At 65.9% G+C, this 24,198-nt stretch carries 21 protein-coding genes; 10 read left to right on the forward strand and 11 right to left on the reverse strand.

Annotated features, from left to right (window positions below; translation table 11 throughout):
* Positions 1–80: 80 nt before the first annotated feature.
* The gene (locus D619_RS15155; RefSeq protein WP_017666683.1) at positions 81–1,412 is read left to right on the forward strand and encodes an MFS transporter; all 1,332 of its coding nucleotides are present in this window, start codon (positions 81–83) and stop codon (positions 1,410–1,412) included.
* Here D619_RS15155 and D619_RS0100960 read toward each other — a convergent pair.
* Positions 1,409–1,957, reverse strand: a complete 549-nt coding sequence (locus D619_RS0100960) for a histidine phosphatase family protein (RefSeq protein WP_017666684.1) — start codon at positions 1,955–1,957, stop codon at positions 1,409–1,411. The two genes, D619_RS15155 and D619_RS0100960, sit on opposite strands and share 4 nt — an antisense overlap.
* Positions 1,954–4,710: an ATP-dependent DNA helicase gene (locus tag D619_RS0100965; RefSeq protein WP_026090569.1), complete on the reverse strand. Its 2,757-nt coding sequence runs from the start codon at positions 4,708–4,710 to the stop codon at positions 1,954–1,956. Before D619_RS0100965 ends, D619_RS0100960 begins: the two co-directional genes overlap by 4 nt.
* Positions 4,711–4,759: 49 nt before the next feature.
* Here D619_RS0100965 and D619_RS0100970 point away from each other — a divergent pair, with 49 nt between their 5' ends.
* From D619_RS0100970 to D619_RS17000, 3 genes are all read left to right on the forward strand, one after another.
* Positions 4,760–6,352 (forward strand): lysine--tRNA ligase, encoded by a 1,593-nt coding sequence (locus D619_RS0100970; protein ID WP_017666686.1) that lies wholly within the window; start codon positions 4,760–4,762, stop codon positions 6,350–6,352.
* 91 nt (positions 6,353–6,443) lie between these two features.
* Positions 6,444–6,869, forward strand: a complete 426-nt coding sequence (locus D619_RS0100975) for a cupin domain-containing protein (protein ID WP_017666687.1) — start codon at positions 6,444–6,446, stop codon at positions 6,867–6,869.
* Positions 6,866–7,453: a TetR/AcrR family transcriptional regulator gene (locus D619_RS17000; protein ID WP_017666688.1), complete on the forward strand. Its 588-nt coding sequence runs from the start codon at positions 6,866–6,868 to the stop codon at positions 7,451–7,453. Before D619_RS0100975 ends, D619_RS17000 begins: the two co-directional genes overlap by 4 nt.
* A gap of 3 nt (positions 7,454–7,456) precedes the next feature.
* Here the strand turns inward: D619_RS17000 and bdcA are convergent, their stop codons facing one another.
* Positions 7,457–8,170: an SDR family oxidoreductase gene (gene bdcA / locus D619_RS0100985; protein ID WP_026090570.1), complete on the reverse strand. Its 714-nt coding sequence runs from the start codon at positions 8,168–8,170 to the stop codon at positions 7,457–7,459.
* An 89-nt stretch (positions 8,171–8,259) separates the two neighbouring features.
* Between bdcA and D619_RS17005 the strand changes: the two genes are divergently transcribed.
* On the forward strand, positions 8,260–9,015 hold the full coding sequence (locus D619_RS17005) for a hypothetical protein (RefSeq protein ID WP_017666690.1): 756 nt from the start codon (positions 8,260–8,262) through the stop codon (positions 9,013–9,015).
* Positions 9,016–9,112: 97 nt separating this feature from the next.
* On the opposite strand, the gene D619_RS0100995 is transcribed toward D619_RS17005, so the two are convergent.
* The 3 genes from D619_RS0100995 to D619_RS0101005 form a co-directional block, all read right to left on the reverse strand.
* Complete coding sequence (locus D619_RS0100995; RefSeq protein ID WP_017666691.1) at positions 9,113–10,228, reverse strand: alpha/beta hydrolase; 1,116 nt, start codon at positions 10,226–10,228, stop codon at positions 9,113–9,115.
* 118 nt (positions 10,229–10,346) lie between these two features.
* Positions 10,347–10,862, reverse strand: coding sequence for a hypothetical protein (locus D619_RS0101000; protein ID WP_017666692.1), 516 nt, complete (start codon positions 10,860–10,862; stop codon positions 10,347–10,349).
* A complete protein-coding gene (locus D619_RS0101005) occupies positions 10,859–11,749 on the reverse strand; it encodes a metal-dependent hydrolase (RefSeq protein WP_017666693.1) in 891 nt (296 codons plus the stop codon). Before D619_RS0101005 ends, D619_RS0101000 begins: the two co-directional genes overlap by 4 nt.
* A 78-nt stretch (positions 11,750–11,827) precedes the next feature.
* Here D619_RS0101005 and D619_RS17010 point away from each other — a divergent pair, with 78 nt between their 5' ends.
* Positions 11,828–12,448, forward strand: a complete 621-nt coding sequence (locus D619_RS17010; RefSeq protein ID WP_017666694.1) for a TetR/AcrR family transcriptional regulator — start codon at positions 11,828–11,830, stop codon at positions 12,446–12,448.
* Here D619_RS17010 and D619_RS0101015 read toward each other — a convergent pair.
* Positions 12,408–13,931 carry a cryptochrome/photolyase family protein gene (locus D619_RS0101015; protein WP_017666695.1) on the reverse strand — a complete coding sequence of 508 codons (1,524 nt, stop codon included), beginning with the start codon at positions 13,929–13,931 and terminating at the stop codon, positions 12,408–12,410. The genes D619_RS17010 and D619_RS0101015 overlap by 41 nt on opposite strands.
* A 148-nt stretch (positions 13,932–14,079) precedes the next feature.
* On the opposite strand from D619_RS0101015, the gene D619_RS0101020 reads away from it, so the two are divergent.
* Both D619_RS0101020 and D619_RS17015 read left to right on the forward strand, forming a co-directional pair.
* Positions 14,080–15,315 carry an acyl-CoA dehydrogenase family protein gene (locus D619_RS0101020; protein ID WP_017666696.1) on the forward strand — a complete coding sequence of 412 codons (1,236 nt, stop codon included), beginning with the start codon at positions 14,080–14,082 and terminating at the stop codon, positions 15,313–15,315.
* A gap of 148 nt (positions 15,316–15,463) precedes the next feature.
* Positions 15,464–17,356 carry a TIR domain-containing protein gene (locus D619_RS17015; RefSeq protein ID WP_017666698.1) on the forward strand — a complete coding sequence of 631 codons (1,893 nt, stop codon included), beginning with the start codon at positions 15,464–15,466 and terminating at the stop codon, positions 17,354–17,356.
* An 80-nt stretch (positions 17,357–17,436) separates the two neighbouring features.
* On the opposite strand, the gene D619_RS0101035 is transcribed toward D619_RS17015, so the two are convergent.
* Complete coding sequence (locus D619_RS0101035; protein ID WP_017666699.1) at positions 17,437–18,552, reverse strand: acyl-CoA dehydrogenase family protein; 1,116 nt, start codon at positions 18,550–18,552, stop codon at positions 17,437–17,439.
* 58 nt (positions 18,553–18,610) lie between these two features.
* Positions 18,611–19,819: an acyl-CoA dehydrogenase family protein gene (locus tag D619_RS0101040; protein WP_017666700.1), complete on the reverse strand. Its 1,209-nt coding sequence runs from the start codon at positions 19,817–19,819 to the stop codon at positions 18,611–18,613.
* 121 nt (positions 19,820–19,940) lie between these two features.
* On the opposite strand from D619_RS0101040, the gene D619_RS0101045 reads away from it, so the two are divergent.
* A complete protein-coding gene (locus D619_RS0101045) occupies positions 19,941–20,162 on the forward strand; it encodes a hypothetical protein (protein ID WP_017666701.1) in 222 nt (73 codons plus the stop codon).
* A gap of 264 nt (positions 20,163–20,426) precedes the next feature.
* Here the strand turns inward: D619_RS0101045 and D619_RS0101050 are convergent, their stop codons facing one another.
* On the reverse strand, positions 20,427–21,128 hold the full coding sequence (locus D619_RS0101050; protein ID WP_017666702.1) for an EI24 domain-containing protein: 702 nt from the start codon (positions 21,126–21,128) through the stop codon (positions 20,427–20,429).
* A gap of 73 nt (positions 21,129–21,201) precedes the next feature.
* Here D619_RS0101050 and D619_RS0101055 point away from each other — a divergent pair, with 73 nt between their 5' ends.
* The gene (locus D619_RS0101055; protein WP_017666703.1) at positions 21,202–22,188 is read left to right on the forward strand and encodes an adenosine kinase; all 987 of its coding nucleotides are present in this window, start codon (positions 21,202–21,204) and stop codon (positions 22,186–22,188) included.
* 302 nt (positions 22,189–22,490) lie between these two features.
* Here the strand turns inward: D619_RS0101055 and D619_RS0101060 are convergent, their stop codons facing one another.
* Positions 22,491–24,056, reverse strand: coding sequence for an amino acid permease (locus D619_RS0101060; RefSeq protein WP_017666704.1), 1,566 nt, complete (start codon positions 24,054–24,056; stop codon positions 22,491–22,493).
* Between the last annotated feature and the right edge of the window lie 142 nt (positions 24,057–24,198).

Raw genomic sequence — 24,198 nt, forward strand, 5'->3', positions numbered from 1 at the left:
GTGCCGCAATGTGTTGACTACACCCGTAATCGTCAAGCCTGCCCTTGCACCTTGGCTGCCGGCCCGCCACGGTGCCTGCCATGGGGCAACAGCGTGAATTCGTCAAAGATTGGGCCGGGCATCCGGCTGGGCTGACCGTGGTCACCGTCGCCGAAGGACTGCAGGCCGCCGGCGTCTATGGTGTGCAGGCGCTGCTGATCCTCTACATGGCGAATTTCCTGTTCACGCCCGATCAGTTGGCCAGCGTTGGCGGCTTCGTCGCATGGCGTGGCCTGCTGGAAAACCTGTTCGGGCCGATGAGCCTGCAGGCGCTCGCCACCCAGACGATGGGGCTTTATCTTGGCCTGTTCTTCCTCACCCCGCTGCTCGGCGGCTGGCTGGGAGATCGCCACTGGGGCCCGCGCCTTACCAGCATCCTGGGCGCGGTGCTGGCCACGGCCGGCATGGTGATGGTGATCTTGCCGGCCACCTTCCTCCCCGGCCTGCTGGTTTCAGCCTTTGGCGCAGGCGCCCTGCGCTGCAATCTGAATGCACAGACGGGCCATCTCTATGCCCGCGACGATGGCCGCCGCGATGCGGCCTTCTCCATCCTCGCCGCCGGCCTCAACGTGGGCGCCTTCCTGGGGCCGCTGCTGATCGGCGCGCTGGGCGAGCGGGTGAACTGGCAATGGGGCTTTGCCGCGGCCTGCGGCTGCATGGCGCTGGCGGCAATCACGCTCCTGTTGGGCAACGGCCTGATGCCGGCCGATACCCCGCCCGAAACCCGCCGCAGCGCTCGCCTGCAGCCCGGCGACGGGCGCACCATCGCGGCGCTGCTCGGCGTCATGCTGCTCACCAGCCTGTTCTGGCTGGCGCAAAGCCAGGTGTGGAACGTCTATTCGCTGTGGGGCCGCGACCATCTCGATCGCATCGTACTGGGCTTCGACGTGCCGGTGACCTGGCTGCAGGCGTTCGACAGTCTGGCGCCCATCCTGGCCGTGCCGCCGGTGCTGGCGCTGTGGCGCTGGCAGGCGGTGCGCGGCCGCGAGCCCAGGGAGCTTGGCAAGATCGGCGTCGGCCTCGCCCTGATGGGCGGCGCCTTCCTGTGGCTGGCGGCTGGCAGCGGCGCGGCGCAAACGCCGATCCTGTGGGCAGTGGTGTTCCACCTTGTGCTCAATACGGGCTGGCTGTTCATGGTCCCCACGGTCAACGCGCTGTTCTCGCGCACGGCACCGATGGCGATCACCGGTGTGATGCTGGGCGGCGTGCAGTTCGGCGTGTTCATTGGCAGCACCGTTTCGGGCTGGCTTGGCCGCTTTTACGAAACCATGGATGTGCAGGCCTTCTGGCTGATGCACGCCGCTTTCCCGCTGGCAGGGGCGGCCATCATGTGGGCCGTCCGCGGGCGGTTGGGGCGGGTGCTGAAGCTCTAGTCGTCCGGCCCCAGGCTCGGATCGAGGTCACGCGGCCGCACGAACCGCGTCAGTTCGGCCCGGCCGCCATCGATCTGCGCCCAGCGGTCAATAGCGATATCCAGCCGCGCCAGCGTGGCGGTCGGGTATTTCAGCTCCGCCTCGGCCCGCAGTTTCCCGCCTGGCGGCACGAGTTCCAGCAGCAGATCTTCCAGCCCCGGATTGTGGCCCACCAGCATGGCGTCACTGAATTCGTCGGAAAAACCGGCGCACAATTCGATCAATGTGGCCGACGAGGAGAGATAGATGCGCTGCTCATAGACCGGCGCCAGCGGGCGGTTCATGCCGGCCTCCAGGCCTTCGATCGTCTGGCGCACCCGCACGGCGGGCGAGGCGAACACCAGCGCGAAATCCGGCATGTCGCCCCGCCTGATCGCAGCGCCCAGCCATTGCCCCACCTTCATCGCCGCGCGCCGGCCGCGATCATTGAGCGGCCGATCGAAATCCCGCAGCAGCGGATCATCATAGCCGGACTTGGCGTGGCGCAGGAGCGTGAGCGTCTTCATGAGTGGTCAAGGCTTGGCACATCACTGGCGGCGTTTCCAGAGGCCGAAACGCCGGCCTTCACCAAACGCACCGCCTCCTCCAGCGAGACCCGCTCGATCGGCACACCGGGCGGGAAGGCGCCGAGCAGCCGGCTCGGCACCGCTGGCCCCAGCAGCACGAAATGGCCGTGATCATCAGCGCGCCGGATCAGCCGCCCGAACGCCTGCGCCAGCCGGCCCATCACCACCCGGTCATCAAAGCCGTTGCCGCCACCCGCCAGCCGCCTTGCTGCGTGCAGCACGGTGCGGCGCGGCCACGGCACGCCTTCCATGATCACCTGGCGCAGCGATGTGCCCGGCACGTCCACCCCGTCGCGCAACGCATCGGTGCCGAGCAGGCTGGCGCCGGGTTCGGCCCGGAAGATATCCACCAGCGTGGCCGTATCGATGGGATCGACATGCTGGGCATAGAGCGGCAAGCCGGCGCGCGCCAACGGGTCGGCCAGCCGGGCATGGACGGCGCGCAGCCGGGCGATGGCAGTGAACAGGCCCAGTGTGCCGCCACCCGCCGCCTCGATCAGCGCGCGATAGGCGTGGGCGAGCGCGGCGATGTCGCGGGGTTTCACATCGGTCACGATCAGCACGCGGGCCTGCGCCGCATAATCGAACGGGCTGCTGGCGGCGAAATGCCGGGCCGGGCGCGGCAGCCGAGCGGCGCCGGTGCGTTGTTCGGCATCGCGCCAATCATCGGCTAGCGCATCGGGGCGGGAGCGCAGCGTCGCCGACGTCACCAGCACGCCGTGCGCCGGTTCCAGCACCGCCCCGGCAAAGGGCCGCATCGGATCGAGCCAGCGCCGCTGGATGCCGACATCAAGCAGCCGCCCTTCGGCGCGCGCCAGTTCCAGCCAGTCGATGAAATCCGGGTCCGCCGGCCCGCCCAGCCGGCCGAGCAATTCAGCCCAAGCGCCCAGCAGTTGCGCCCGCAGCGTCAGCCCGGCGCGCGCACTTTCCACCCGGGCCCGCGCGCCGCCATCGAGCCAGTCGGGCGGATCATCGAGCAGCAGCGCCAGTCGGGCTTCCAGCTGCGCCATCGGCGTCACCAGCGCGCCGAGCGCCGCACTGGCAGCCGCCGCCGCTTCCACCAGCCGCGGCAGCACTTCGGCGACTTCGGTTTCGAGGCCATAGCCATGATCGGCCTCTTCGGCGCGGGCCAGCACTTGCGCGCGCACGGCGGCGAACAGGCCTTCGAGTGGCCCTTCTGCTTCATCCATGCCGACCCGGCCGAGCCAGCCTTCACCGGGCAGATGGCGCGCGGCGGCGGCGATGCGCTCCACCGCCTGCGCCGCCTCGTCATCATAGCTGATCGCATCGGCCAGCCGCGCCGCCAGTCCCCGCCGCCGCCCCCGCCCGGCCGCACGTTCAGGGCCAAGCAGCCAGTTCTTCAACTCCACCGCCTCACGGCCGGTCAGTGCTACCGCGAACGTTGCATCAGCCGCATCAAACAGGTGATGGCCTTCGTCGAACACCAGCCGATTAAGCCCCGCCCCTTCCGCCCGCCCGCGTGCGCCGTTGATCATCACCAGCGCGTGGTTGGCGATCACCAGATCGGCCTGCGCCGATGCCCTTGTCGCCCGCTCGATGAAACAGCTGCGATAATGTGGGCAGGCGGCATAGATGCACTCGCCACGCCGATCAGTGAGCCCGGCAAAGCTGGTGCGGCCAAACAGCGGCGGCAGCCAGCCAGGCAGATCGCCGCCCACCATGTCGCCATCGCGCGTATATTCGGCCCAGCGTTCGGCCAGCCGGGCAAACACCGCCGCGCGCCCGCCAAAACCGCCCTGCACTGCATCTTCCAGATTGAGCAGGCACAGATAATTCTCGCGGCCCTTGCGCACCACCACCTTGGCGCGGCGCTCGGCCGGATCGGGCCACACCCGCGCGGTTTCGGCATCCAATTGGCGTTGCAGCGCCTTGGTGAAGGTCGCCACCCACACCGTGCCCTGCGCCTCGCGTGCCCACAGGCTGGCTGGCGCCAGATAACCGAGCGTCTTGCCGATGCCCGTCCCGGCTTCGGCCAGCACCATTTGTGGACTTGCGGTGGCATCGCGCGGCGCGAAGGCGGCGGCTGCAGCCTTGGCATAGTCCCGCTGGCCATCGCGCTGTTCGGCGCCACTGCCCACCAGCCGTGCCAGCTCCGCCGCCACCGCGCCTTCATTCAGCGCCACCACCCGCGGCGTGGGGCGCGGCGGCGCTTCCTCCCACTTGGGCAAAAGCTGGAACACATGGCGTTCGGGCGCGCGCGGCTTCTCGATCAGCTTTGCCAGATGCGGCGCCCAGGCCCAGCGCTGGCGGCTGAGGCTTTGCAATGACGTCCACGCGCCGTGGCGCTCCGGCCAATCGGGCTGCGTCGCCACCGCCAGCAATGCCCCGGCCGCACGCTGCAGGAAGCCGGCGTCAGTCTCGCCCTTGGGCGATGCGATGCCCAGCGCCACCGCCAGCCCATGCGCCGTCGGCACCGCAAAGCGCGCCGGATGCAGGAAGGCGAACAATTCCAGCAGATCAAGACCGGACAATTCGCCAATGCCCAGCCGGCTCGCCGTCACTGGCGCATTCAGCAGCAGATGCGGCGAATCTCCGGCGCGGGCCATTGCCTCACCGCGCCCCACGCCGCGCACGCTGCCATCCGGCGCTGCAATCCACACGCCGGCGTGGCTGGCCACCAGCGCCGGGATCGCCAGCGGAGGCGCTGCGTCGCGGGATTCAGTTGCACTCATGAAGTTCAGTCGCCAGAGGAAGGCCGAACCCATTCGATAGCCAAAAGCCATGACCATCACCACCGAAACCCTGCAAGCCGCCGCTCTTGAGAACAAGGCATGGCCTTTTGAGGAAGCCCGCAAGGTTCTGGCGCGCTATCCCGGCGGCGTGCCGGCCGGCCATGCGGTGATCTTCGAGACCGGATACGGCCCATCGGGCCTGCCGCACATCGGCACCTTTGGCGAAGTGGTGCGCACCACCATGGTCCGCCGCGCCTTCGAAGCCATGGCGCCGGGCGTGAAGACCCGCCTGATCGCCTTTTCCGACGATATGGACGGGCTGCGAAAGGTGCCCGACGGCATCCCCAACCCAGACATGCTGCGCGAAGACCTCGGCAAGCCGCTGACCCAGGTGCGCGACCCGTTCGGCACGCACAGCAGCTTTGGCGCGCACAACAACGCCCGCCTGCGCGCCTTCCTCGATTCGTTCGGCTTCGACTATGAATTCATGTCGTCCACCGAATGCTACGCCAGCGGCATGTTCGATGCGACGCTGCTGAAGATTTTGGCGCATTATGACGATGTGATGGGCATCATCCTGCCCACGCTCGGCCCGGAACGCCGCGCCACCTACTCGCCGTTTCTGCCGGTCGATCCGGTTTCCGGCCATGTGCTGCAGGTGCCCATCGTGGCGCGCGACGTGGCGGCCGGCACCGTCTCCTACATTCGCCCCGGCACCGGGGAGACGGTCACTGTCCCCGTCACTGGCGGCCATTGCAAGCTGCAGTGGAAGGTGGATTGGGCGATGCGCTGGCTGGCGCTGGGCGTCGATTATGAAATGGCCGGCAAGGATCTGATCGATTCGGTCATGCTTTCCGGCAAGATCGTGCGCGCGCTGGGCGGCAACCCGCCCGCCGGCTTCAATTACGAGCTGTTTCTGGATGGCGAAGGCGCCAAGATTTCCAAGTCCAAGGGCAACGGCCTGACCATCGAACAATGGCTGGATTACGGCCCGCCCGAGAGTCTCGCGCTCTACATGTTCCAGAGCCCGCGCAAGGCCAAGCGCCTGCATTACGACGTGATCCCGCGCGCCATCGAGGATTATGCCGACTTCCTCAGCCGCTACCCGGAACAGCCGCTGGAACAGCAACTCGGCAACCCGGTGCACCATATCCACGAAGGCAAGCCGCCCGCCCACGCGCTGCCGGTGAGCTTCTCGCTGCTGCTCAACCTCGCCTCCGTCGCCGCCACCGACGATCCGGCGCGGCTGTGGGGCTTCGTGAAGCGCTATGCGCCCGGTTCCTCGCCGGAAACCCACCCGATGCTCGACCGGCTGGTGCATCACGCCGCCGCATACGCGCGCGATTTCGTCGTCCCCGGCCTCAACCGCCGCGCACCGACTGAAACCGAAGCCGCCGCCCTGCGCGACCTCGACGCGCGTCTGGCGGCCGTGGGCGAAGAGGCCGACGCCGAAGCCTACCAGTTTGAAGTCTACGAAGCCGGCAAGGCCGCCGGCTACGAAAACCTGCGCGACTGGTTCAAGGCGCTCTACGAAATCCTCATCGGCAGCCAGAACGGCCCCCGCATGGGCAGCTTCATTGCGCTCTATGGGCTCGCTCAAAGCCGCGCGCTGATCGCGGATGCGTTGGCCACCCGCGACTGACAGCCTCATCGCCGAAATTGGTTGCACTTGAACGCAACCAAGTATATCCATGTTTCGCTGCATTACCGTGCATCGAAATGGGGAGGCCGTCATGCCGCAAATCGAACCCACTGCCACCGACGACGCCTATGTCGTGCTGGGCGAAACGCTGCGTCCGATGCTCACCAATGCCATGGGCTCGGCAATCGAGATTTTCGATACCACCGGGACGCCGGGCGGTGGCCCGCCACCACACACCCACAAGTGGGAAGAAGTCTATATCGTGCTGTCGGGCGAGATGGACGTGCATGTCGATGGCGCGACACGGCGGCTGCATCCGGGTGATTACGCCCATGTCCCCGCCAACACGCCGCACGGTTACACGACCATCGATGAAACGCGCTTCCTCACCATTGTCACCAGGGGCAATGCCGCCCGTTTCTTCAAGCAGGTATCGAGCGAAGTCGAAATGAACCCGCCCGATATCCCCGGTGTCGTGCGGGTTGGGGCCGAAAACGGGATCAACTTTCTGCCGTGACCACCCGCCCCTATGTCAGCGCGAAGCGCGAAGAAAAGGCGCAGGCCACCCGCGCCGCCATTCTGACGGCCTTTGCCGAGCAATTGTCGGAAGGCAATGACCGGCTGTCCCCCAGCGCGGCGGCGGCACGCGCCGGTGTTTCGCTGCGCACGGTGCATGTGCATTTCCCCAACGAGGAAAGCCAGATTGCGGCCCTGGCCGAGTGGCTGGACCACCAGCTGTACCCCGAAGGCGTGGTGCTGTGCGCGGGGCCAGACGATCTTGTCCGCTATTTCCGCGATATTCACCGGCAGGCGCTGAAACATCCGATTACCCGATCGCTGGCATTCGGCCGGGGTGCCTGGCGAACCGTGCGCGACCGTCGGCGGGTCGATCGGCTGGCGGCGATCCGCCAGTCTGTCGAAGCGATCGGCGCACCGGCCGAGGCAACCCGGCAGGCAACCGCGATGCTGCTCAGCCTTTCCGGCGCCGATGCCTCATATCGGCTTCTCGATCACGGTCTGCCGCTGGAACAGGCACCCGATGTCATCGCCAACATGGTGACGCTGATCGTCGGCCAGTTGCGCGCGCAAATGGCGAACTGAGCCTTAAATCCCGATTCCGCCATCAATCGTCTGCGTCGTTCCCGTGATCATCGCCGCCGCCGGGCTGGCGAGGTAAAGCACCAGCGCCGCCACTTCATCGGCGTGGGCGTGCCGTTTGATGGCCATCATGGAGTGCATCAGCGGTGCCAGTGGGCCGGCGACCGGGTTCATGTCGGTATCGACCGGGCCGGGCTGCACCACGTTCACCGTGATGCCACGCGCACCGAAATCGCGGGCCAAACCACGCCCGATGCCCTGCACGGCGGATTTGGACAGGGCATAGGCGGTAGTGCCCGGCATCTGCACCCGATCACCGTTCACCGAACCGATGATGATGATGCGGCCATTGTCGTGCATCCGCCGGCCGGCCTCGACCCCCGCGAAATACACCGCGCGCACGTTGATATCGATCAGGCGGTCCACCGCATCAGGATCCATCACCAGCGGATCGCCCATGATGGCGACGCCGGCGTTGATCACCATGATGTCGAGCGTGCCGGCGGCCGCCACCGCCGCGATCAGTTCATCGCGGTTGGCGCTGTCGGCCTTCACGGCGCTCGCGCCGGTTTCGGCCGCCACGGCCGCCGCCGCATCGGGCGAGCCGGAATAGCTGAAGATCACCTTCGCGCCTGCGCCTGCGAACTGGCGAACAATTGCGGCGCCGATGCCGCGACTGCCACCAAGGACCATGACCGATTTTCCGGTAAATTCGCTCATCTGCGTCAACTCCGCGGGCTGGGATTCATCTGCCGTTCTGGCAAGGTGAGTATTGCCGACATCCTCACCCTCTCCAAGCGAGAAACAGCATGACCAAGACCCTCACCGCCCTGATGCTGCTGCTGGCCAGCCCGGCCAGTGCGGCCGCCGTCGACGAGTTCCGCGCTGGCAACTGGGCCGCTGCCATCCGCGACGGCCGGGCCGAGAACAGCGTCGACAGCCTGGTGCTCGCCGGCCGGGCGCAACTGTCGATCGCCGGCTATCAGACCGACAGCAAAGATCGCGCCCTGGCACTGGTGGCTGCGGCCGAGAAGGATTTCGACATGGCGCTGTCCCGCGCGCCCACCAATGTGGAGGCCCAGTTGCAGAAGGCCATCGCCATCGCCTATCGCGCCCAGCTTACCCGCGGCATCGGCCTCGCCAAGGAAACCCGCCGCCGCTTCGAAGCCATCCGCGCCGCCCACCCGGACAACAGCCTGGTGTGGGGCGCACTCGGCGGCTGGCACGGTGGCGCCGTCGCCACTGTGGGCAGCTTCCTGGCCGGCACGGCATTGGGCGCAAAGAAATCCGAAATGGAACGCTGCTACGCTCAGGCGCTGAAGCTGGCGCCGGGCCTGCCCTCCACCCGCGTGTTCTTTGCCATCACCCTGCTTGATCTCGATGCCGGCAACAGCGCCCGCGCCGCCGGGCTGCTGAAGGGGCTGGATGCACTGCCCGCACAGGACGGGTTTGAAGCCATGCTGAAACGCCAGGGGCTGGAACTGGCCGCCGTGCTGGCCAAGGGCGACAAGGCAGTAGCGCAGGCAACGGCGCGGCGACTGAAGGCATTCGCGCGGATTGCGTAGAAAGTGCCGTCGCTCCGGATGAAGTCCGGGGTGAAATGGGCAGGGGCTGAGCTCCCGCATCCACTATTGCTGATCGGTTGATCGAGGCGCTTGGCCTTCAGGACGGATAGCCGAGCCTGGCTTCGCCCCGGCTCAGCCCTTCCACCTGGCCCTTGGACAGCCAGTCCACCGTGGCCCTGAACAGCAGGTGGCGGTTCTTTTCCCACATGGCCTGATGGCCGGAGCAGCCGAGATCGACGAAGACGCTGGGGCCCGCCATGTCTTCGTGCAGCTCCTTTACCGCGATCGCCGGCACCTGCTTGTCGAATGGGCCGACGATCATCAGGGTGGGCGTGGTCAGCATTGTCGCTTCCCGGCGGGTAAAGTCGTTGAGATAATCCAGGAACGGGGCGCGGCGGGCCGGGGGATTGAGACGGGCGCCCTCCGGATCGGTCGCGATCAACGCGGTCCAGGCCGCTTCGGCGGCGCGCGGATCGCGTTGGTCTGGGCAGCCGACCTGGCCGCCCCAGCCACCCAGGAATTCCGCACGGTTCTGGGTGCCGTAGGCGCGGGGTTCCATTTGAGGGCCGTTGGCACCACGACTGGCGGCGCCGTTGCGGCGATAGGCCGGTGCCAGCAGCACGAGGCGCGAGACCTTGTCCGGATGGCGGGCGGCGAACACGCCGGCGCGCGGACCGCCCAATGACCAGCCGACCAGCGCCACGGGCTGGCCCTTGTTGCGGCTGCGCAGCGTGTCGACGACGAAGTTGAGATCCTCGACATCGGACGCCAGCGTGGTGGCCGGCGGCTTTGGCGGGTTGGGGCAGGCTGCGGGATCGGGTTGTTGCGATCGAGCAAGATTGCAGGGGTCGCTCATGATGGCGGGGCGGGTGGAGCCGCCATAGCCGACGAAATCGATGGAATAAGTATCGAAGCCGGCGGCGGCGACACTGGCCATCCAGCTGTAATCCGCGTGGGCAAGATCGAACGATACGGTGCCGGGTGTGCCGCCACCGTGCACGAACAGCACGGTGCCCTTGCGGGGCTGCACCCCGGCGATGGTGACCCGGTGCAGCAGGATGCGCACATCGCTGCCGGCAAGACCCGGGCCGACGGATTTGTGGGTCAGATAGGTGTCGCTGCGGATGACTTGCTGCCCCGAAGCGGCTGTCGCCATCAGCGTGATGGCGAGGCTTGCCGCGAAGCCCGCGGCGCGCCGAATTTGTCTGGCCATCACTTGTCCCCCGCAATTTCCGCCGAGCAGTGTAGGGGTACAGGGGCAGGAAGCAAGTCGCCCCTACGCACCGGTGCAGGGTCTGCGACCCTGCCCGCCGGAGGCCGCTTCTTCCTCTTCACCCCTTGGGCAGAGCTTTCAGCGTCCGCCACAGGCCGATCACCGCCAGCACGAACAGGATATGCACCGCCACCAGTGGCGGCCAGCCGAACAGGAAGATGATGTTGTTGGCGGTGATGTCGCCGGGGAAGGGGCCGCCGTTCCAGGCCAGGCCGCGGGTGCCGGCCAGGGCGTTGAACCAGGCCGGCACGGTGAACAGCCAGGCCGTGATCAGCGCGCTCCAGAAGAAAACCCGGTGCTGGCGCGGGGAGAGGCGCAGCCAGGGGCCGCCGGCGGCCCACGCCATCAGCAGCAGGCCGTGGGTGATTGCCTCCATATGCACCATGCGCCAGGCGCGGGCATCGCCGGGGATGTGCATTTCGATGGGCGGGATCAAGGGCCACGCCACCAATGCGCCCAACAGCGCGATGAACCATTGCCAGCCGACGAACAGGGCGAACACGAACAGCAGTGCGCCGTTCAGGAACAGGAGCACGCGGGTGCGTTCCGGCATGGGGGCGGGCAGCACGCTCATGCGGCGGCTCCGGCGACGGGTTCGGCTTCGTGCAGGCGGGCGAGGTCAAGTTCGGCCATGCCCTTTTCGCCGTCGCCGAACTTGCGCCACCAGGCCATCGCCCAGGCCGGATCGGCAACGCTGCGCGGATCATAGCCGGGTTTGAGGATGCGCAGGAAACGCGGGGTGAGGCGGCGGAAGATGCGCAGCAGCAGGCGATACATGGCCAGCCGCGATCGCCAGTCGTGCCACAGCCCGTCCTCCGCCAGCATCCCGCCATAACCCTGCCGCGTACGCGCCATGATGTGCGCGGTGGCATAGAACAGACCGAAGACGCGCCAGTGGTAGCGGCCATCCAGCGCCTTGAAGATGTCGTAGGTGGCGCACTTGTGCTCGATCTCTTCCACGAAGTGCCACAGGATGAGCGAGGCAACCGCCGGCTCACCATCGCGGAACAGATAATCGCGATCCTCGATCAGCATGTGGCCTATGGCCAGCGCCATGGCTTCGAAACCTTCGGCATAGGCGAGGTTGAAGGTGAAGCTGCGTTCCTTGCCGAAACGCTGGTAATCCGCCTTCAGCACGGCCTCCATCTTCGGCACCGTGGCATAGCCCAGATCGGCGAGCCGCCTGTTGAACTGCTGGTGCTGGCGGTAATGCGCGGCTTCCTGGCCAACATAGAGATCGATGTCGGCAATCAGGCGCGGATCGGTCAGCTTCGCGCGGGCCTGGCGCATCGTGTCGATCAGATAGGGCTCAAGATAGGGCATGCCCAGCGAGGCGGCGTTGACGATGTGGCTGAACTGCGGGCGCTGGCGGTTCCACAGGCCGCCCAGCCGTTCCGGAAAGCGGAAGTTGATACGACGCACCGTCATGCGCTCTGGCTGGATCACGTCCGTCGCGTTCATGGTGCGCCCCCTTATTGATAGAACACACAATAACCTTATTGTGGAACTTGTCAATAGGAACCGCTAAGCTTGCCCACGATGACGAAGCGACCTGCCCGCACCCGCCTGCTGCCCGCCGATCGCCGTGCCCAACTGGTGGCCTGCGCCGTCGCCTGTTTCGCCGATCATGGCATCGCGCGGGCCACCCAGGCGCAGGTGGCGGAGCGGGCCGGCGTATCGGTTTCGGCGGTCTATTCCTATTTCCGCACCCGCGCCGATCTGGTGACGGCGGTGCTGGATGCGGTGGCGGCGGCGATTGTCGCCATGGTGGAGGAGGCCGACGTGCCCGCCGCCCCGCTCCGCTCCGCCCTGTCCACCCTGGCCCACCACACTGCCGACATGGCGGTGGAGCAACCCGATACGGTGCGCGTGTGGCTGGACTGGAGCACCGGCGTGCGCGCCGATGTGTGGCCGCGTTACCTGCTGCTGCAGGGCCAGTTGCAGGCGCACGTGCGCGCGATCCTGGCCCGAGAAGCGCCCGCCAGCCCGGCGCTCAATTCGGCGGCGCGGCTGTTCGTTGGCGGGGCGCACACGTTGGCGCTGATGCGGTTTGAGCAGGTGAGCGCCGCCGAACTGGCGCTGTTCATCGATCAGATGGTGGGTGGCACGCTGGCGGCGCTCAGGCCAGATTCGTCAGGAATGCCGCTGCCTGTGCCCTGATCCGCGCTTGCTCTTCGGGCGCGAAGCGTCGCCAGCCGTCGTACATGCGCCAGAGGCGTTGGTTGCTGCTGAGCAAGGCCTCATGGCGGGCGAGGAAGTCCCAGTAGAGGGCGTTCAGCGGGCAGGCGTTGGGGCCGGTGCGTTGTTTGACGTCGTAGCGGCAGTGTTTGCAGTGGTCGCTCATGCCGTTCACGTAGGCGCCGCCGGCGGCGTAGGGCTTGGTGGCCATCAGGCCGCCGTCGGCGAACTGGCTCATGCCGATGACGTTGGGGGCTTCGACCCATTCGATGGCGTCGGCATAGACGGCGAGATACCAGCGGTGGACTTCGCGCGGGTCGGTGCCGACCAGCATGGCGAAATTGCCCAGGATCATCAGGCGCTGGATATGGTGGGCCATGGCGTTGCGGCTTGTGGCGTCCACGGCTTCGCTGAGGCATTTCAGGTCGGTGGGTGCGCCCCAGAACAGGGCGGGCAGGGGGCGGGTGGCGGCGAGGTGGTTACGGGCGGTGTAGTCTGGCCCGGCAAACCAGTAGAGGCCGCGCACATATTCGCGCCAGCCGAGGATCTGGCGGATGAAGCCTTCCACCGCGTTCAGTGGCGCGTGGCCGGCGTGGAAGGCGGCTTCGGCGGCCTGGCAGATTTCCAATGGCGAGAGCAGGCCGAGGTTGAGGGCGGGGGCGAGCAGGCTGTGGTTGAGCACGTCTTCGCCGGTGACCATCGCGTCCTGGTAGTCGCCGAAGCCGGGCAGGCGGTGGGTGATGAAGTCTTTCAGCGCCGTCAGCGCCTCGGCGCGGGTGACCGGCCAGGCGAAGCTGTCGAGGCTGCCGAAGTGGTTGTGGAAACGGGCTTGCACCAGCGCCAGCACATCCAGCGTGATGGCATCGGGGGCGAACCGCAGCGGGGGTGTGAAGCGGTGGCCTTTCGGCACGGATTTGCGGTTTTCCTGATCGTAATTCCACTGGCCGCCCACCGGCTGATCACCGTCCATCAACAGGCCGGTTTGCCGGCGCATGATGCGGTAGAAATCCTCCATGATCATGCGTTTGCGGCCCTTCGCCCAGGCGGCGAACTGTTCAATGGGGCAGAGGAAGCGGTCATCATCCAGGATGGTCAGCAGCAGGCGGGCGCGTTCGGCCCATGCGCGCTGGCTTTCCACCACGCGCCATTCGCCGCCCGCAACCGTGACGATGCGGGTGGCGTTGTGGCGGGCAGCGGCACGGGCCACTTCGCCGGCGAAATCACCCGTGTTGTGCGCGTCGTCCAGCGTCACATAATCCACTGTCCAGCCCTGTTCGCGCAACTCCTTGGCGAAGTGGCGCATGGCGCTGAAGAACAGCGCGATTTTCTGCGGGTGGTGGGGGACGTAGGTGGCTTCCTCCGCCACCTCCATCATCAGCACCACCGCGCTGGCCGGGGTGACGGCGCGCAGGCTGGCGAGATTGTGGGAGAGTTGATCGCCCAACAAGGGCACAAGGATGGTCATAGGGTGGGTGTGGCCGGGGTGAGTGTTGGCTTCAACACGGCGCGGTGTCGCGCGGCACCCCTCACCCGCAACGGGAGAGGTGATAGGTTGCGGGCCTTCGCCTCCCGAGTAAGCTCCTCGCAGAAAAACCGCCGGGGAGGCCACAGCCATGTCGATCGATTTCGAGATTCCAGCCGAAGCCAAGGCCGTTCGCGAACGGGTTCGCCAATGGGTGAATGATGAATGCCGGCCGGCGGAACAGGCGCTGAAGGACGGCGCGGATTACAGGACGGTGCTGGCCGAACTGCGCGCCAAGGCCCGCGCGCAAGGGCTGTGGCTGCCGTTCATTCCCAAGGAGCATGGCGGCATGGGCCTCGGCCCGCTCGCCAACGCGCTGGTGCAGATGGAACTGGGGCAAAGCCACCTGGGCGCGCTGTCGATGAACAGCCAGGGGCCGGATGATGCGACCATGCTCACCCTGCTGGCGCATGGCACGGAGTTTCAGAAGGAGAAGTTCCTCAAACCGCTGCTCAATGGCGAAAAGCGCGTCTGCTATTCGATGACCGAGAAGGCCGCCGGCGCCGATGCGACGGGGATGCGCACCACCGCGGTGAAGGACGGCAACAGCAATTACATCATGAACGGCGAGAAGTGGTTCTCGTCCGCCGCCAGCGCCGCCGATATCGCCGTGGTGATGGCGCGCACCGATCCGGATGCGCCGCGGCACCGGCAATTTTCCACCTTCATCGTGGAACTGCCCAACCCCGGCTACATCATCAAGCGCGACATCAAGACGATGGCGATCGAGGGGCCATTGAGCCAGGTGATGGGCGGCGGCCACAGCGAGATCGAGATCAGGGATCTGGTGGTGCCGGCGGAAAATCTGCTCGGCGGCGAAGGCAATGGTTTCAACATGGGGCAGCACCGGCTGGCCTATGGCCGGCTGCGGCACGGCATGCACAATGTGGCGATGGCGCAGCGCGCGCTCGATCTGGCGACGGCGCATGTGACGCAGCGCGAGACGTTCGGGAAGCGACTGAGCGAGCGGCAGGGCGTGCAGTTCATGCTCGCCGAGTGCGCCAGCGAACTCTACATGGCGCGGCTGATGCTGCTGCACATCGCCTACAAGGCGGAAAAGGGCATGGACCTGCGGCAGGAAAACAGCATCGCCAAGGTGTTCCTGGCCCACATGGTGCACAAGGTGGTGGATACCGCCATCCAGCTGCACGGCGCGTTGGGCTACAGCCAGGATACGCCGCTGGCGAGCTGGTACACGCATATCCGCTCGCAGCGGCTGGTGGACGGGCCGGACGAAGTGCACCGCTGGACGGTGGGGCGCAATGTGATCAAGGCGTATCAGGCGCATGGCACCACGGCGTCGGCGGCGGGTGGCGATTTGATTTAAGCTTCAGGTGCCTATCAACGCCGCAGCCGGCTTTGCAGCGCTGCAACTGCTTGGTATGACCGCGCCCGTGATGCTGCAGGGCCACGGGGGCGATTGATGCGAATTTCTGCCACTTGGCGGCAGGCCGGTGCTGCAACAGGGTCGGCACATGCCTGATATTTTTCTGTCCTACAGTCGCACCGATCTGGCCATCGCCGGCCAGTTGGCCGGCGTGTTGCAGGCCGCCGGCCACGACGTGTGGTGGGATCAGGCGCTGAAGGCCGGCGAGGTGTATGATCGGGTGACGGAAGCCGCGCTGCGCGAGGCGCGGGTGGTAGTGGTGCTGTGGTCGAAGGCGGCGGTGGCGTCGGACTGGGTGCGATCCGAAGCCACCGTGGCGATGCAGCGCGGCGCGCTGATGCCGGTGATGATCGAGGATTGTCAGCGCCCGGTGATGTTCGAACTGCGCCAATCGGCCGATCTGATCGGCTGGAAGGGCAATGCGAAAGACCTGCGCCTGGCTGCGTTTGTTGCGGATGTGACGCGGCAGCTGGCGGGACCGGTGACGGCTGCTCCTGTGGCTCAGGCCGCTGCGGCAGCTGCCGGCCCCAGCCGCCGGGGGCTGATCGGTGGTGCGGTGGGCGCGGTGGCGCTGGCGGCGGGCGGGTTTGGTGCTTGGAAGTTCATGGGCGGCAAGGTTCCGGACAAGGGCACCGCCAGCATCGCGGTTATGCCTTTTGCCAATCTGTCGGGCGATCCGGCGCAGGCCTATTTCTCGGATGGCATTGCCGAAGAACTGCGCTCTGCGCTCGCGACCATCGCCGGGTTGAAGGTGGCCGCGCGCACTTCTTCCGAATTGATGCGCGACACCGATATAAAGGAGGCGGCGACCAAGCTGGGCGTGGCCCATGTGCTCACGGGAAGCGTGCGCCGCGGCGGCGGCAAGATCAGGGTGACGGCGCAGCTCCTTGATGGAGAGACGGGGCTGGAAAGCTGGAGCCAGGCCTATGACCGGCCAGCCGGCGACGTGCTGGAAGTACAAACCGGGATTGCCGGAAGTGTCGCCACGGCGCTCAGTTTGCAGTTTGGCAAGGCGGCAGCGCTGGTGGGCGGCACCAGGAACCCGACTGCCTATGACGCCTATTTGCGATCAACGGCGAACCAGCTGGGCGGCGATGCGGGCTACCGGGCTGCGCTTGCAGATATCGATGCGGCGGTTGCCGCTGATCCCGAATTTGCTCTCGCCCACGGGTTCCGTGCGCTGGTGATGGTCAACATGGCCAACAACGCGGCGCAAGGCGAAGCCGGCTCAGTCACGCTGGATGACTCGATCGCGGCTGCCAATCGGGCCATCGCGTTGAAACCGGATTTGCGGGTCGCCCATTCGGTTATCGGCCGGGCCCGACAATTGAAGCTGGATTTCAAGGGCGCCGAAACAGCGTTTGCCAAGGCGGCAACCCTGCCGTTCGGCACTGGACGCGGCATCATCCTTGAAAGCCTGTTTCAATCGGAAATGGGACGCAGTGCGGCAGCATTGGCGATTGCCGACAGGGCGGTCGCATTTGACCCGTTGAGCCGTGTGCCAATGCGCAATCGACTGCGAATCTTGATGGACGACCGCAAGGGGGAAGCTGCGCTTTCCGCTTATGAGGCCTGGAACAGGGCGAACCCTGACAACCTGATTGCGACCAGTTATCACATACGCGCCCTATTGCTGTTGAAGCGACCTCGGGAAGCGCTGGTTGTGGCGCGACGCTATGAAGATGAGGTGGGAAAGCTGAGCTTGGTCGCACGGGCCGAGGCCATGCTGGGCAATCGGACAGCATCCGATGCGGCGCTGCGCGGCTTGCAGGCAATTCGTGGCCGCGCCACGCCCTTCCGGATTGCCGGCATCCGCGCTCTGCAAGGCGAAATGGAGTTGGCCTTTGCAGAGCTTGAGCGCGCAGTGGATGAACGTGATCTGCAACTGACGCGACTGCGGGTTGATGATGCGTTTGACAGCCTGCGGGGCAACCCGCGTTACGCGGCGTTGGAAAAGCGGTTGGGCTTTCCGACGCTCTGAACCAGCCATTTGGTGCGGCGGTCCAAGGAAAAAGGCCAGGCATCGCTGCCCGGCCCTCTCGTTTGCGATGCGGCCGAGGCTTACGCCGCCAGCGCGATGCCTTCGTAGCGCGACAGGTGGAAATCCACGCTGCCGAACTGGTTTTCGATCAGCGTGGCGCGCTTGAAATAATGGCCTACGGCCAGTTCCTGGGTGATGCCGATGCCGCCGTGGATCTGCACGGCGTTCTGGCCGACGAACTTGGCGGCCTTGCCCACCTTGGCCTTGGCCATCGAAACCGCGGCGCTGCGTTCGGCGGTGTCGAGCTTCAGTGTGGCCATCATCGTCATGGAAACGGCCTGTTCGACCTCCATGAACATGTCCACCAGGCGGTGCTGGATCACCTGGAAATCACCGATCGCCTTGCCGAACTGCTTGCGCTGCTTGGCGTAATCCAGCGTGGTGGCGTGCAGCACCTTCAGCACGCCGCAGGCTTCGGCGCACAGGGCGGCAGTGGCTTCGTCCACCACGGCTTCGATCAGCGGCAGCGCTTCTTCGCGCAGCACATGCTCGGCGCCCACCGCGACATTTTCGAAATAGACTTCGGAAGCCGAAGTGCCGTGCACGGTGAGATAATCGCGGCGGGTGATGCCCTTGGCGTCTGCCGGGATCAGCAGCAGCGCCACGCCGCCAGCATCACGCTGGCCGCCGGCGGTGCGCGCCGTCACCAGCAGATGCGTGGCATGCGCCGCGCCTTCCACCACCGCCTTGTGGCCGTTCAACTGGCCGCCCTTCAGCGTGGTGGTGAGATCGTTGAGATAGAAACGGCCCTGCGGTTCATAGGCGGCAAAGGCGATGCGGGTGGTGCCGGCGATGATCGACGGGATCACGGCATCAGCGATCGCGCCGCCGACATGCTTGAGCGCACCGCCGCCGATCACGACGGTGGAGAGATAGGGCTCCAGCACGATGGCGCGGCCCATTTCTTCCATCAGCACCATGTTCTCGATCGCGCCGCCGCCCAGGCCGCCGTGGGCTTCGCTGAACGAGGCGCCCAGGATGCCGAGTTCTTCGGCAAAGGCTTGCCATACGGCCGGGTTCCAGCCCTTGCCGCCGTGCACCACCTTCTGGCGGGCATCGAAATTATAGGTATCGGCCAGGTAGCGCGAGAGCATGTCGCGCAGCATGGTCTGTTCTTCAGTGAAATTGAAATCCATCGTCGTTCCCCAAGGCAGTGACGCCGCCCCGGCTCAGGCCGGGGCGGCGTTCAATCGTTCAAAGGCCCAGCACCATCTTGGCGATGATGTTGCGCTGGATCTCGTTGGACCCGCCATAGATGCTGGTCTTGCGCATGTTGAAATACACCGGCGCGGTGCGGCGGGCGCTGTCCGGGCCGACGGCGAAGCTGTTGTCGCCTTCGCCCATCGAGCGGAAGTACGGCGCGCCATAGGTGCCGGCGGCTTCCAGCGCCAGCTCGGTCAGCCGCTGCTGGATTTCGGTGCCCTTGATCTTGAGCAGGCTCGATTCCGGGCCCGGGCCCTTGCCGCTGCTTTCGCCAGCCAGCGTGCGCAGTTCGGTATATTCCAGCGCCGCCAGATCGACTTCCAGCTCGGCAACCTTGCGCTTGAAGAAGGGGTTGGCCAGCAGGGCGTCCCCACCATCGGCGGTATTGCGCGCCACCTGCTTGATGCGCTCGACGTTGCGCTTCGAGGCGGCGACGCCGGCAATGCCGGTGCGTTCGTGGGCCAGCAGGAACTTGGCGCAGGTCCAGCCCTTGTTTTCGTGGAACACGCGGTTTTCCACCGGCACGATCACGTCTTCCAGCCAGACTTCGTTGACCTCGTGCTCACCGCCCAGGGTGATGATCGGGCGCACGGTGATGCCGGGCGTCTTCATGTCGATCAGCAGGAACGAAATGCCTTCCTGCATCTTGGCAGCCGGATCGGTGCGGACGAGGAAGAAGCCCCAATCGGCATGCTGCGCCATCGTCGTCCAGGTCTTTTGGCCGTTGACGCGGTAATATTCCTTGCCATCGTCGCCCGTGAAACGCTCGGCGCGGGTGCGCAGCGAGGCGAGATCGGAACCCGAACCCGGCTCCGAATAACCCTGGCACCACCAATCCTCACCAGACCGGATGCGCGGCAGGAACTTGGCCTTCTGCTCCGGCGTGCCAAAGGTGTAGATCACCGGGCCAACCATCGACAGGCCAAACGGCATCAGCCGAACGCAATCGGCGCGGGCGGTCTCTTCCGACCAGATATAACGCTGCGTCGCGGTCCAGCCGGTGCCGCCATATTCCACGGGCCAGGCCGGCGAAATCCAGCCCTTTTCATGCAGCACCTTGTGCCAGGCGAGGAAATCTTCCTTCGCCATCTCCTCACCCTCGTCGATCTTCTCGTTCAGATAGGCAGGATAATGATCGCGGATGAAGGCGCGCACTTCCTCGCGAAAGGCAACATCTTCGGCGCTGAAATTCAGGTCCATGGCTTCACTCCCCAGCTTGCAGGTTGACGTTTACGTAAACCCGAATCGGAAGCGCGGCAACCCTGTGAATAATGTCGCTGCGGCGTATTGCGCCGGGGCGGATGGTCCCCACATTCGAACCATGCTGAACATCGTCTCGCTCCTGATCGGCTTGGTCGCGCTGGGCCTCGCCATCTTCGCCTTCCTGCCCTTCCTCGGCTGGGCCAACTGGGCGATCATCCCGCTCGCCATGGTCGGGCTGGGGCTGGGCTTCCTGTCGGGCAAGGACGCGGGGCGAAACCTCAACCTGATCGTGATCGTGGTCGGCGCCTTCCGCCTGTTCATGGGCGGCGGGGTGTTGTGAGGTTGCTGTCGAAGAAGAGGCCTCCGGCGGGCAGGGACGCAGTCCCTGCACCCGATTTTGTTGGATGTAGCTTTCAATCCGGGAAATCAGTCATGCTGGCGTAAGCCAGCATCCATTGTAGGACAGGCACCCATCATCCCACAGCCCGGTCAGCGATGCAGTGGATGCTGGCCTGCGCCAGCATGACATGCGCTTGTGGTGCTGGAGCGCCCGAAAACAACCGGGTGCAGGGTCTGCGACCCTGCCCGCCGGAGGCACTTCTGCCTACTTCGCTTTTGCTTCCTCTTCCCGTTCCCGGTGGAAGATGTGCGTTGCCATCATCGCGCCCATCATCGGGGCGACGAGGTTGAGGACGGGCAGGGCGAACAGGCCGGCGGTCAAAAACCCGATGCCCCATGAATCCCATTTGTGCTGCCCCGGCCAGGCGCGGGATTCACCCAACGCCACGTGGCGGGCGGCGACGGCTTCGAGATATTCGCGGCCCAGCGCCCAGCCGTTGGCGATGATGAACAGGATCAGCGGTCCGATGCCGGTGACGAGGAGGAGCAGGTAGGCCGGCAGCAGCAGGGCGTTGATCAGGGCGACGCGGATGGCCGCACGGCCGCCCATGGCGAGTTCGACGCCGAGGCCGAGCGCGTGGCCTTTGGCCTGCGGGTAATAGCGGGTTTCGACGGCGACGATGATCTCGTCCTGCCACATGGACATCACGGCGGTGGCGATGCTGGTGAAGCCGAGCCAGGTGAGCAGCATGGAGAGCAGGAAGGCCGCGGCGTCGCCGGCGCCGTTGGTCCAGAATGTTTGCAGCCATTGCGGCCAGCCATTGGTTTCGATCATTGTGATGCCCTTGAACACCGCCCAGCTGAGCCCGGCGAACAGGATCAGCGTGAGGAGCAGCGCGCGCAGCAGGATGCGGCGGATGGCCGGGTCCCACAATTGTGCGAAGCTGAGGATGAAGGCGGCGGGCATGGCGGTTCACGCTAGGGTCTGTGCAGGGGCGGGGCAAGCGGCTATGGCACGGCCTCTATTCTAGGAGCCTCGCATGCCGCAGTATGACATTCTCGCCATGGGCAACGCCATCGTTGACGTGATCAGCAGCGAGACCCCGGATTTCCTTTCGAGCCGCGGGATTGAGCACGGCTGCATGCGGCTGATCGATGCCGGTGAGGCCGAGGCGCTTTATGCCGCGATGGGGCCGGGGCGGGAGATCAGCGGCGGTTCGGCGGCCAATTCGGTGGTGGGTGCGGCAGCCTTGGGTGCGCGCACGGCGTTTGTGGGCCGGGTGGCGGGTGATCAACTGGGCGAGGTGTTCACCCATGATATCCGCGCCGCCGGTGTGGCGTTCGATACCGCTGCTGTCACTGGTGGCCGCCCGACCGGTCGCTGCCTGATCGTGGTGACGCCGGATGGCGAGCGCACGATGAACACCTATCTGGGTGCCTGCCAGGAACTGGATGCCAGCGATCTGGATGCCGAATTGGTGGCGAAATCGGGCATTCTCTATCTGGAGGGCTATCTGTGGGACCCGGCGGCGCCGCGGGCGGCGATGCAGGCGGCGATCAAGGTGGCGCGCGAGGCGGGGAACAAGGTGGCCTTCACCTTGAGCGACGTGTTCTGCGTGGAGGGCCATCGCGCCGATTTTCGCAGCCTGCTTGAAAGCCATGTCGATATCATGTTCGGCAACGAGAATGAGGTGAAGGCGCTCTATCAGACGGACGATATCGATGCGGCGATGGCGGAGCTGGCGAAGCATAGCTGCATCACCGTGGTGACCCGCAGCGAGAAGGGCGCGGTCGTGCTGGGCGGTGGGCATCGGTACGAGGTGGGCGGTGAGCGCGTGGCCAAGGTGGTGGATACCACGGGTGCGGGCGATCTGTTTGCCGGCGGTTTCATGGCGGCGCTGGTGCAGGGGCGCAGCCTGCCCGATTGCGCGCGGATTGGCTGCATTTCGGCGGCGGAAGTGATCAGCCACTTCGGCGCGCGGCCGGAGGCGGATTTGCGGGCGCTGGTGGCGAGCAAGCTGGGCTGATTCCAGGTCCCAGCGGCGTTCACCTTCAGGAGATTTCGATTGGCGCGGTTGGAAGTCCCAAGAAAATTGGCCTCCGGCGGGCAGGCCTGAGGCCTGCACCCATTTGTTTGTCCGCCCTTCATGCCCAATTTCCGCGCCTGGCGCACGCCAACGAAAGTGGGTCCAGGGGCTCAGCCCCTGGCCGCCGGAGGCCAACTACTTGAACCCTTCCTGCCAAGGCGGGGCTGGGGATTGTTCACTGATTCCAAAACAAGAAGGGCGGCCCTCGCAGGCCGCCCTTTTCGTTTGCGCTGTGCGGCGCGTTACGCGTCTTTCCCGCCCGGCGTGTGGATGCCCGGCAGCGGCGGCACGCCTTGCGGCGGTACGCCCGGATCAAGCTCACCCACCACCGTGATGCCGCGCGCCACGTTGGAACGGCTGCGGCCATAGATGAAGTAGAACACCAGGCCGATCGCGGCCCAGCCGAAGAACACCATCTGCGCCACGAAGCTGAGGAAACCAAACAGCAGCAGGCAGCCGGCGGCGGCCAGCGGTGCCACGATCCACACCGCCGGGGTGCGGAACACGCGGCGGCGATCGGGATCGGTGCGGCGCAGCGTCATGATGGCAAGCGACACGAAGAAGAAGGCGCACAGCGTGCCGCCGTTTGACACCGATGCCAGCTGGCCCACCGGGAAGAAGGCCGCCGAGATGGCCACACCCAGGCCCGTGATGATCGTCACCACGTGCGGGGTGCCATATTTCGGGTGCACCTTTGAAAGCATGCCGGGCAGCAGGCCATCGCGGCTCATCACGAAGAACACGCGGGTTTGCGCGAACATCATCATCAGCACGACCGACGGCAGCGCGAAACCGGCCGCCAGGCCGAGCACGTTGCCGATGCCGGGGTAGCCAATCGAGCGCAGCACATGGGCCAGCGCTTCGTTGGAGCAGACGACCGGCATCTTCAGGCCATCATCGATGATCGATTTGCACTGGGCCACGAGCTCTGGCGAACCGGGCTGCAGCGCTTCACCGCCCGCGCCGAACACCGGCTGTGCGCCATAGCTGCCAATCACGCCGGCACCCACCAGCATGTAGAATACGGTGCAGATGGCGAGGCTGGCGATCAGCCCGATCGGGATGTTGCGCTGCGGATCCTTGGTTTCTTCGGCTGCGGTGGAAACCGCATCGAAGCCGACGAAGGCAAAGAAGATGATCGAGGCAGCGCCAATGGCACCGGTGGCACCCAGCGGCAGGAAGGGCGTGAACTTGTCCGCCGTGGCGGCCGGAACCGCCAGGAAGATGAATGCCGCCAGCGCCGCCACCTTCACCGTGACCAGCACGGAGTTGACCGTGGCGCTTTCCTTGGTGCCGATCACCAGCAGCCAGGTGACCGCCAGCGCGATGACCACGGCCGGCAGGTTGATGATGCCGCCGGCGTATGGCCCTGTCACCAGTTCGGCCGGCAGCTTGATGCCGGCAAAATTGTCAAGCACACCAACCATGTAGCCGGACCAGCCGACAGCAACGGCCGAAGCCGCCACCGCATATTCCAGCACCAGCGCCCAGCCGACGATCCAGGCCAGCACTTCGCCGAATGTGGCATAGCTGTAGGTGTAGGCGCTGCCCGACACCGGCACCATCGCGGCCAGTTCGGCATAGCACAGCGCGGCAAGTCCGCAGACGAGGGCGGACAGCACAAAGCTGATCAGCATGCCCGGCCCGGCCAGCTGCGCGGCTTCGGCGGTGAGCACGAAGATACCGGTGCCGATGATGCCGCCAATACCCAGCATGGTGAGCTGGAACGCCCCCAGCGAGCGGGTGAGCGATTTCTTCTCAGCAGTCGCCAGGATCGAATCCAGCGACTTGACGCGCCATTTGTTCAAGCAATTTCCCCTTGCGAAACGTTTGGCGCCGCACTCCACCCCATGGAGCCAACGCCGTGTCATGCCACCGTCATGCCCAGCAATGGTGGGCGCGGTCAAGGTGGCAGAGAAGCGAAGAGCGCAGCGAAGTTTGTGACATGAA

The sequence above is a fragment of the Sandarakinorhabdus sp. AAP62 genome (assembly GCF_000331225.1).
In the GTDB taxonomy this organism is placed as follows: domain Bacteria; phylum Pseudomonadota; class Alphaproteobacteria; order Sphingomonadales; family Sphingomonadaceae; genus Sandarakinorhabdus.

What these genes read in the sequence shown, in the direction of transcription:
- D619_RS15155 (WP_017666683.1), top strand. Translation starts at nt 81, where the DNA reads ATGGGGCAACAGCGTGAATTCGTCAAAGATTGGGCCGGGCATCCGGCT.
- D619_RS0100960 (WP_017666684.1), bottom strand. Translation starts at nt 1,957, where the DNA reads ATGAAGACGCTCACGCTCCTGCGCCACGCCAAGTCCGGCTATGATGAT.
- D619_RS0100965 (WP_026090569.1), bottom strand. Translation starts at nt 4,710, where the DNA reads ATGAGTGCAACTGAATCCCGCGACGCAGCGCCTCCGCTGGCGATCCCG.
- D619_RS0100970 (WP_017666686.1), top strand. Translation starts at nt 4,760, where the DNA reads ATGACCATCACCACCGAAACCCTGCAAGCCGCCGCTCTTGAGAACAAG.
- D619_RS0100975 (WP_017666687.1), top strand. Translation starts at nt 6,444, where the DNA reads ATGCCGCAAATCGAACCCACTGCCACCGACGACGCCTATGTCGTGCTG.
- bdcA (WP_026090570.1), bottom strand. Translation starts at nt 8,170, where the DNA reads ATGAGCGAATTTACCGGAAAATCGGTCATGGTCCTTGGTGGCAGTCGC.
- D619_RS17005 (WP_017666690.1), top strand. Translation starts at nt 8,260, where the DNA reads ATGACCAAGACCCTCACCGCCCTGATGCTGCTGCTGGCCAGCCCGGCC.
- D619_RS0100995 (WP_017666691.1), bottom strand. Translation starts at nt 10,228, where the DNA reads ATGGCCAGACAAATTCGGCGCGCCGCGGGCTTCGCGGCAAGCCTCGCC.
- D619_RS0101000 (WP_017666692.1), bottom strand. Translation starts at nt 10,862, where the DNA reads ATGAGCGTGCTGCCCGCCCCCATGCCGGAACGCACCCGCGTGCTCCTG.
- D619_RS0101005 (WP_017666693.1), bottom strand. Translation starts at nt 11,749, where the DNA reads ATGAACGCGACGGACGTGATCCAGCCAGAGCGCATGACGGTGCGTCGT.
- D619_RS17010 (WP_017666694.1), top strand. Translation starts at nt 11,828, where the DNA reads ATGACGAAGCGACCTGCCCGCACCCGCCTGCTGCCCGCCGATCGCCGT.
- D619_RS0101015 (WP_017666695.1), bottom strand. Translation starts at nt 13,931, where the DNA reads ATGACCATCCTTGTGCCCTTGTTGGGCGATCAACTCTCCCACAATCTC.
- D619_RS0101020 (WP_017666696.1), top strand. Translation starts at nt 14,080, where the DNA reads ATGTCGATCGATTTCGAGATTCCAGCCGAAGCCAAGGCCGTTCGCGAA.
- D619_RS17015 (WP_017666698.1), top strand. Translation starts at nt 15,464, where the DNA reads ATGCCTGATATTTTTCTGTCCTACAGTCGCACCGATCTGGCCATCGCC.
- D619_RS0101035 (WP_017666699.1), bottom strand. Translation starts at nt 18,552, where the DNA reads ATGGATTTCAATTTCACTGAAGAACAGACCATGCTGCGCGACATGCTC.
- D619_RS0101040 (WP_017666700.1), bottom strand. Translation starts at nt 19,819, where the DNA reads ATGGACCTGAATTTCAGCGCCGAAGATGTTGCCTTTCGCGAGGAAGTG.
- D619_RS0101045 (WP_017666701.1), top strand. Translation starts at nt 19,941, where the DNA reads ATGCTGAACATCGTCTCGCTCCTGATCGGCTTGGTCGCGCTGGGCCTC.
- D619_RS0101050 (WP_017666702.1), bottom strand. Translation starts at nt 21,128, where the DNA reads ATGCCCGCCGCCTTCATCCTCAGCTTCGCACAATTGTGGGACCCGGCC.
- D619_RS0101055 (WP_017666703.1), top strand. Translation starts at nt 21,202, where the DNA reads ATGCCGCAGTATGACATTCTCGCCATGGGCAACGCCATCGTTGACGTG.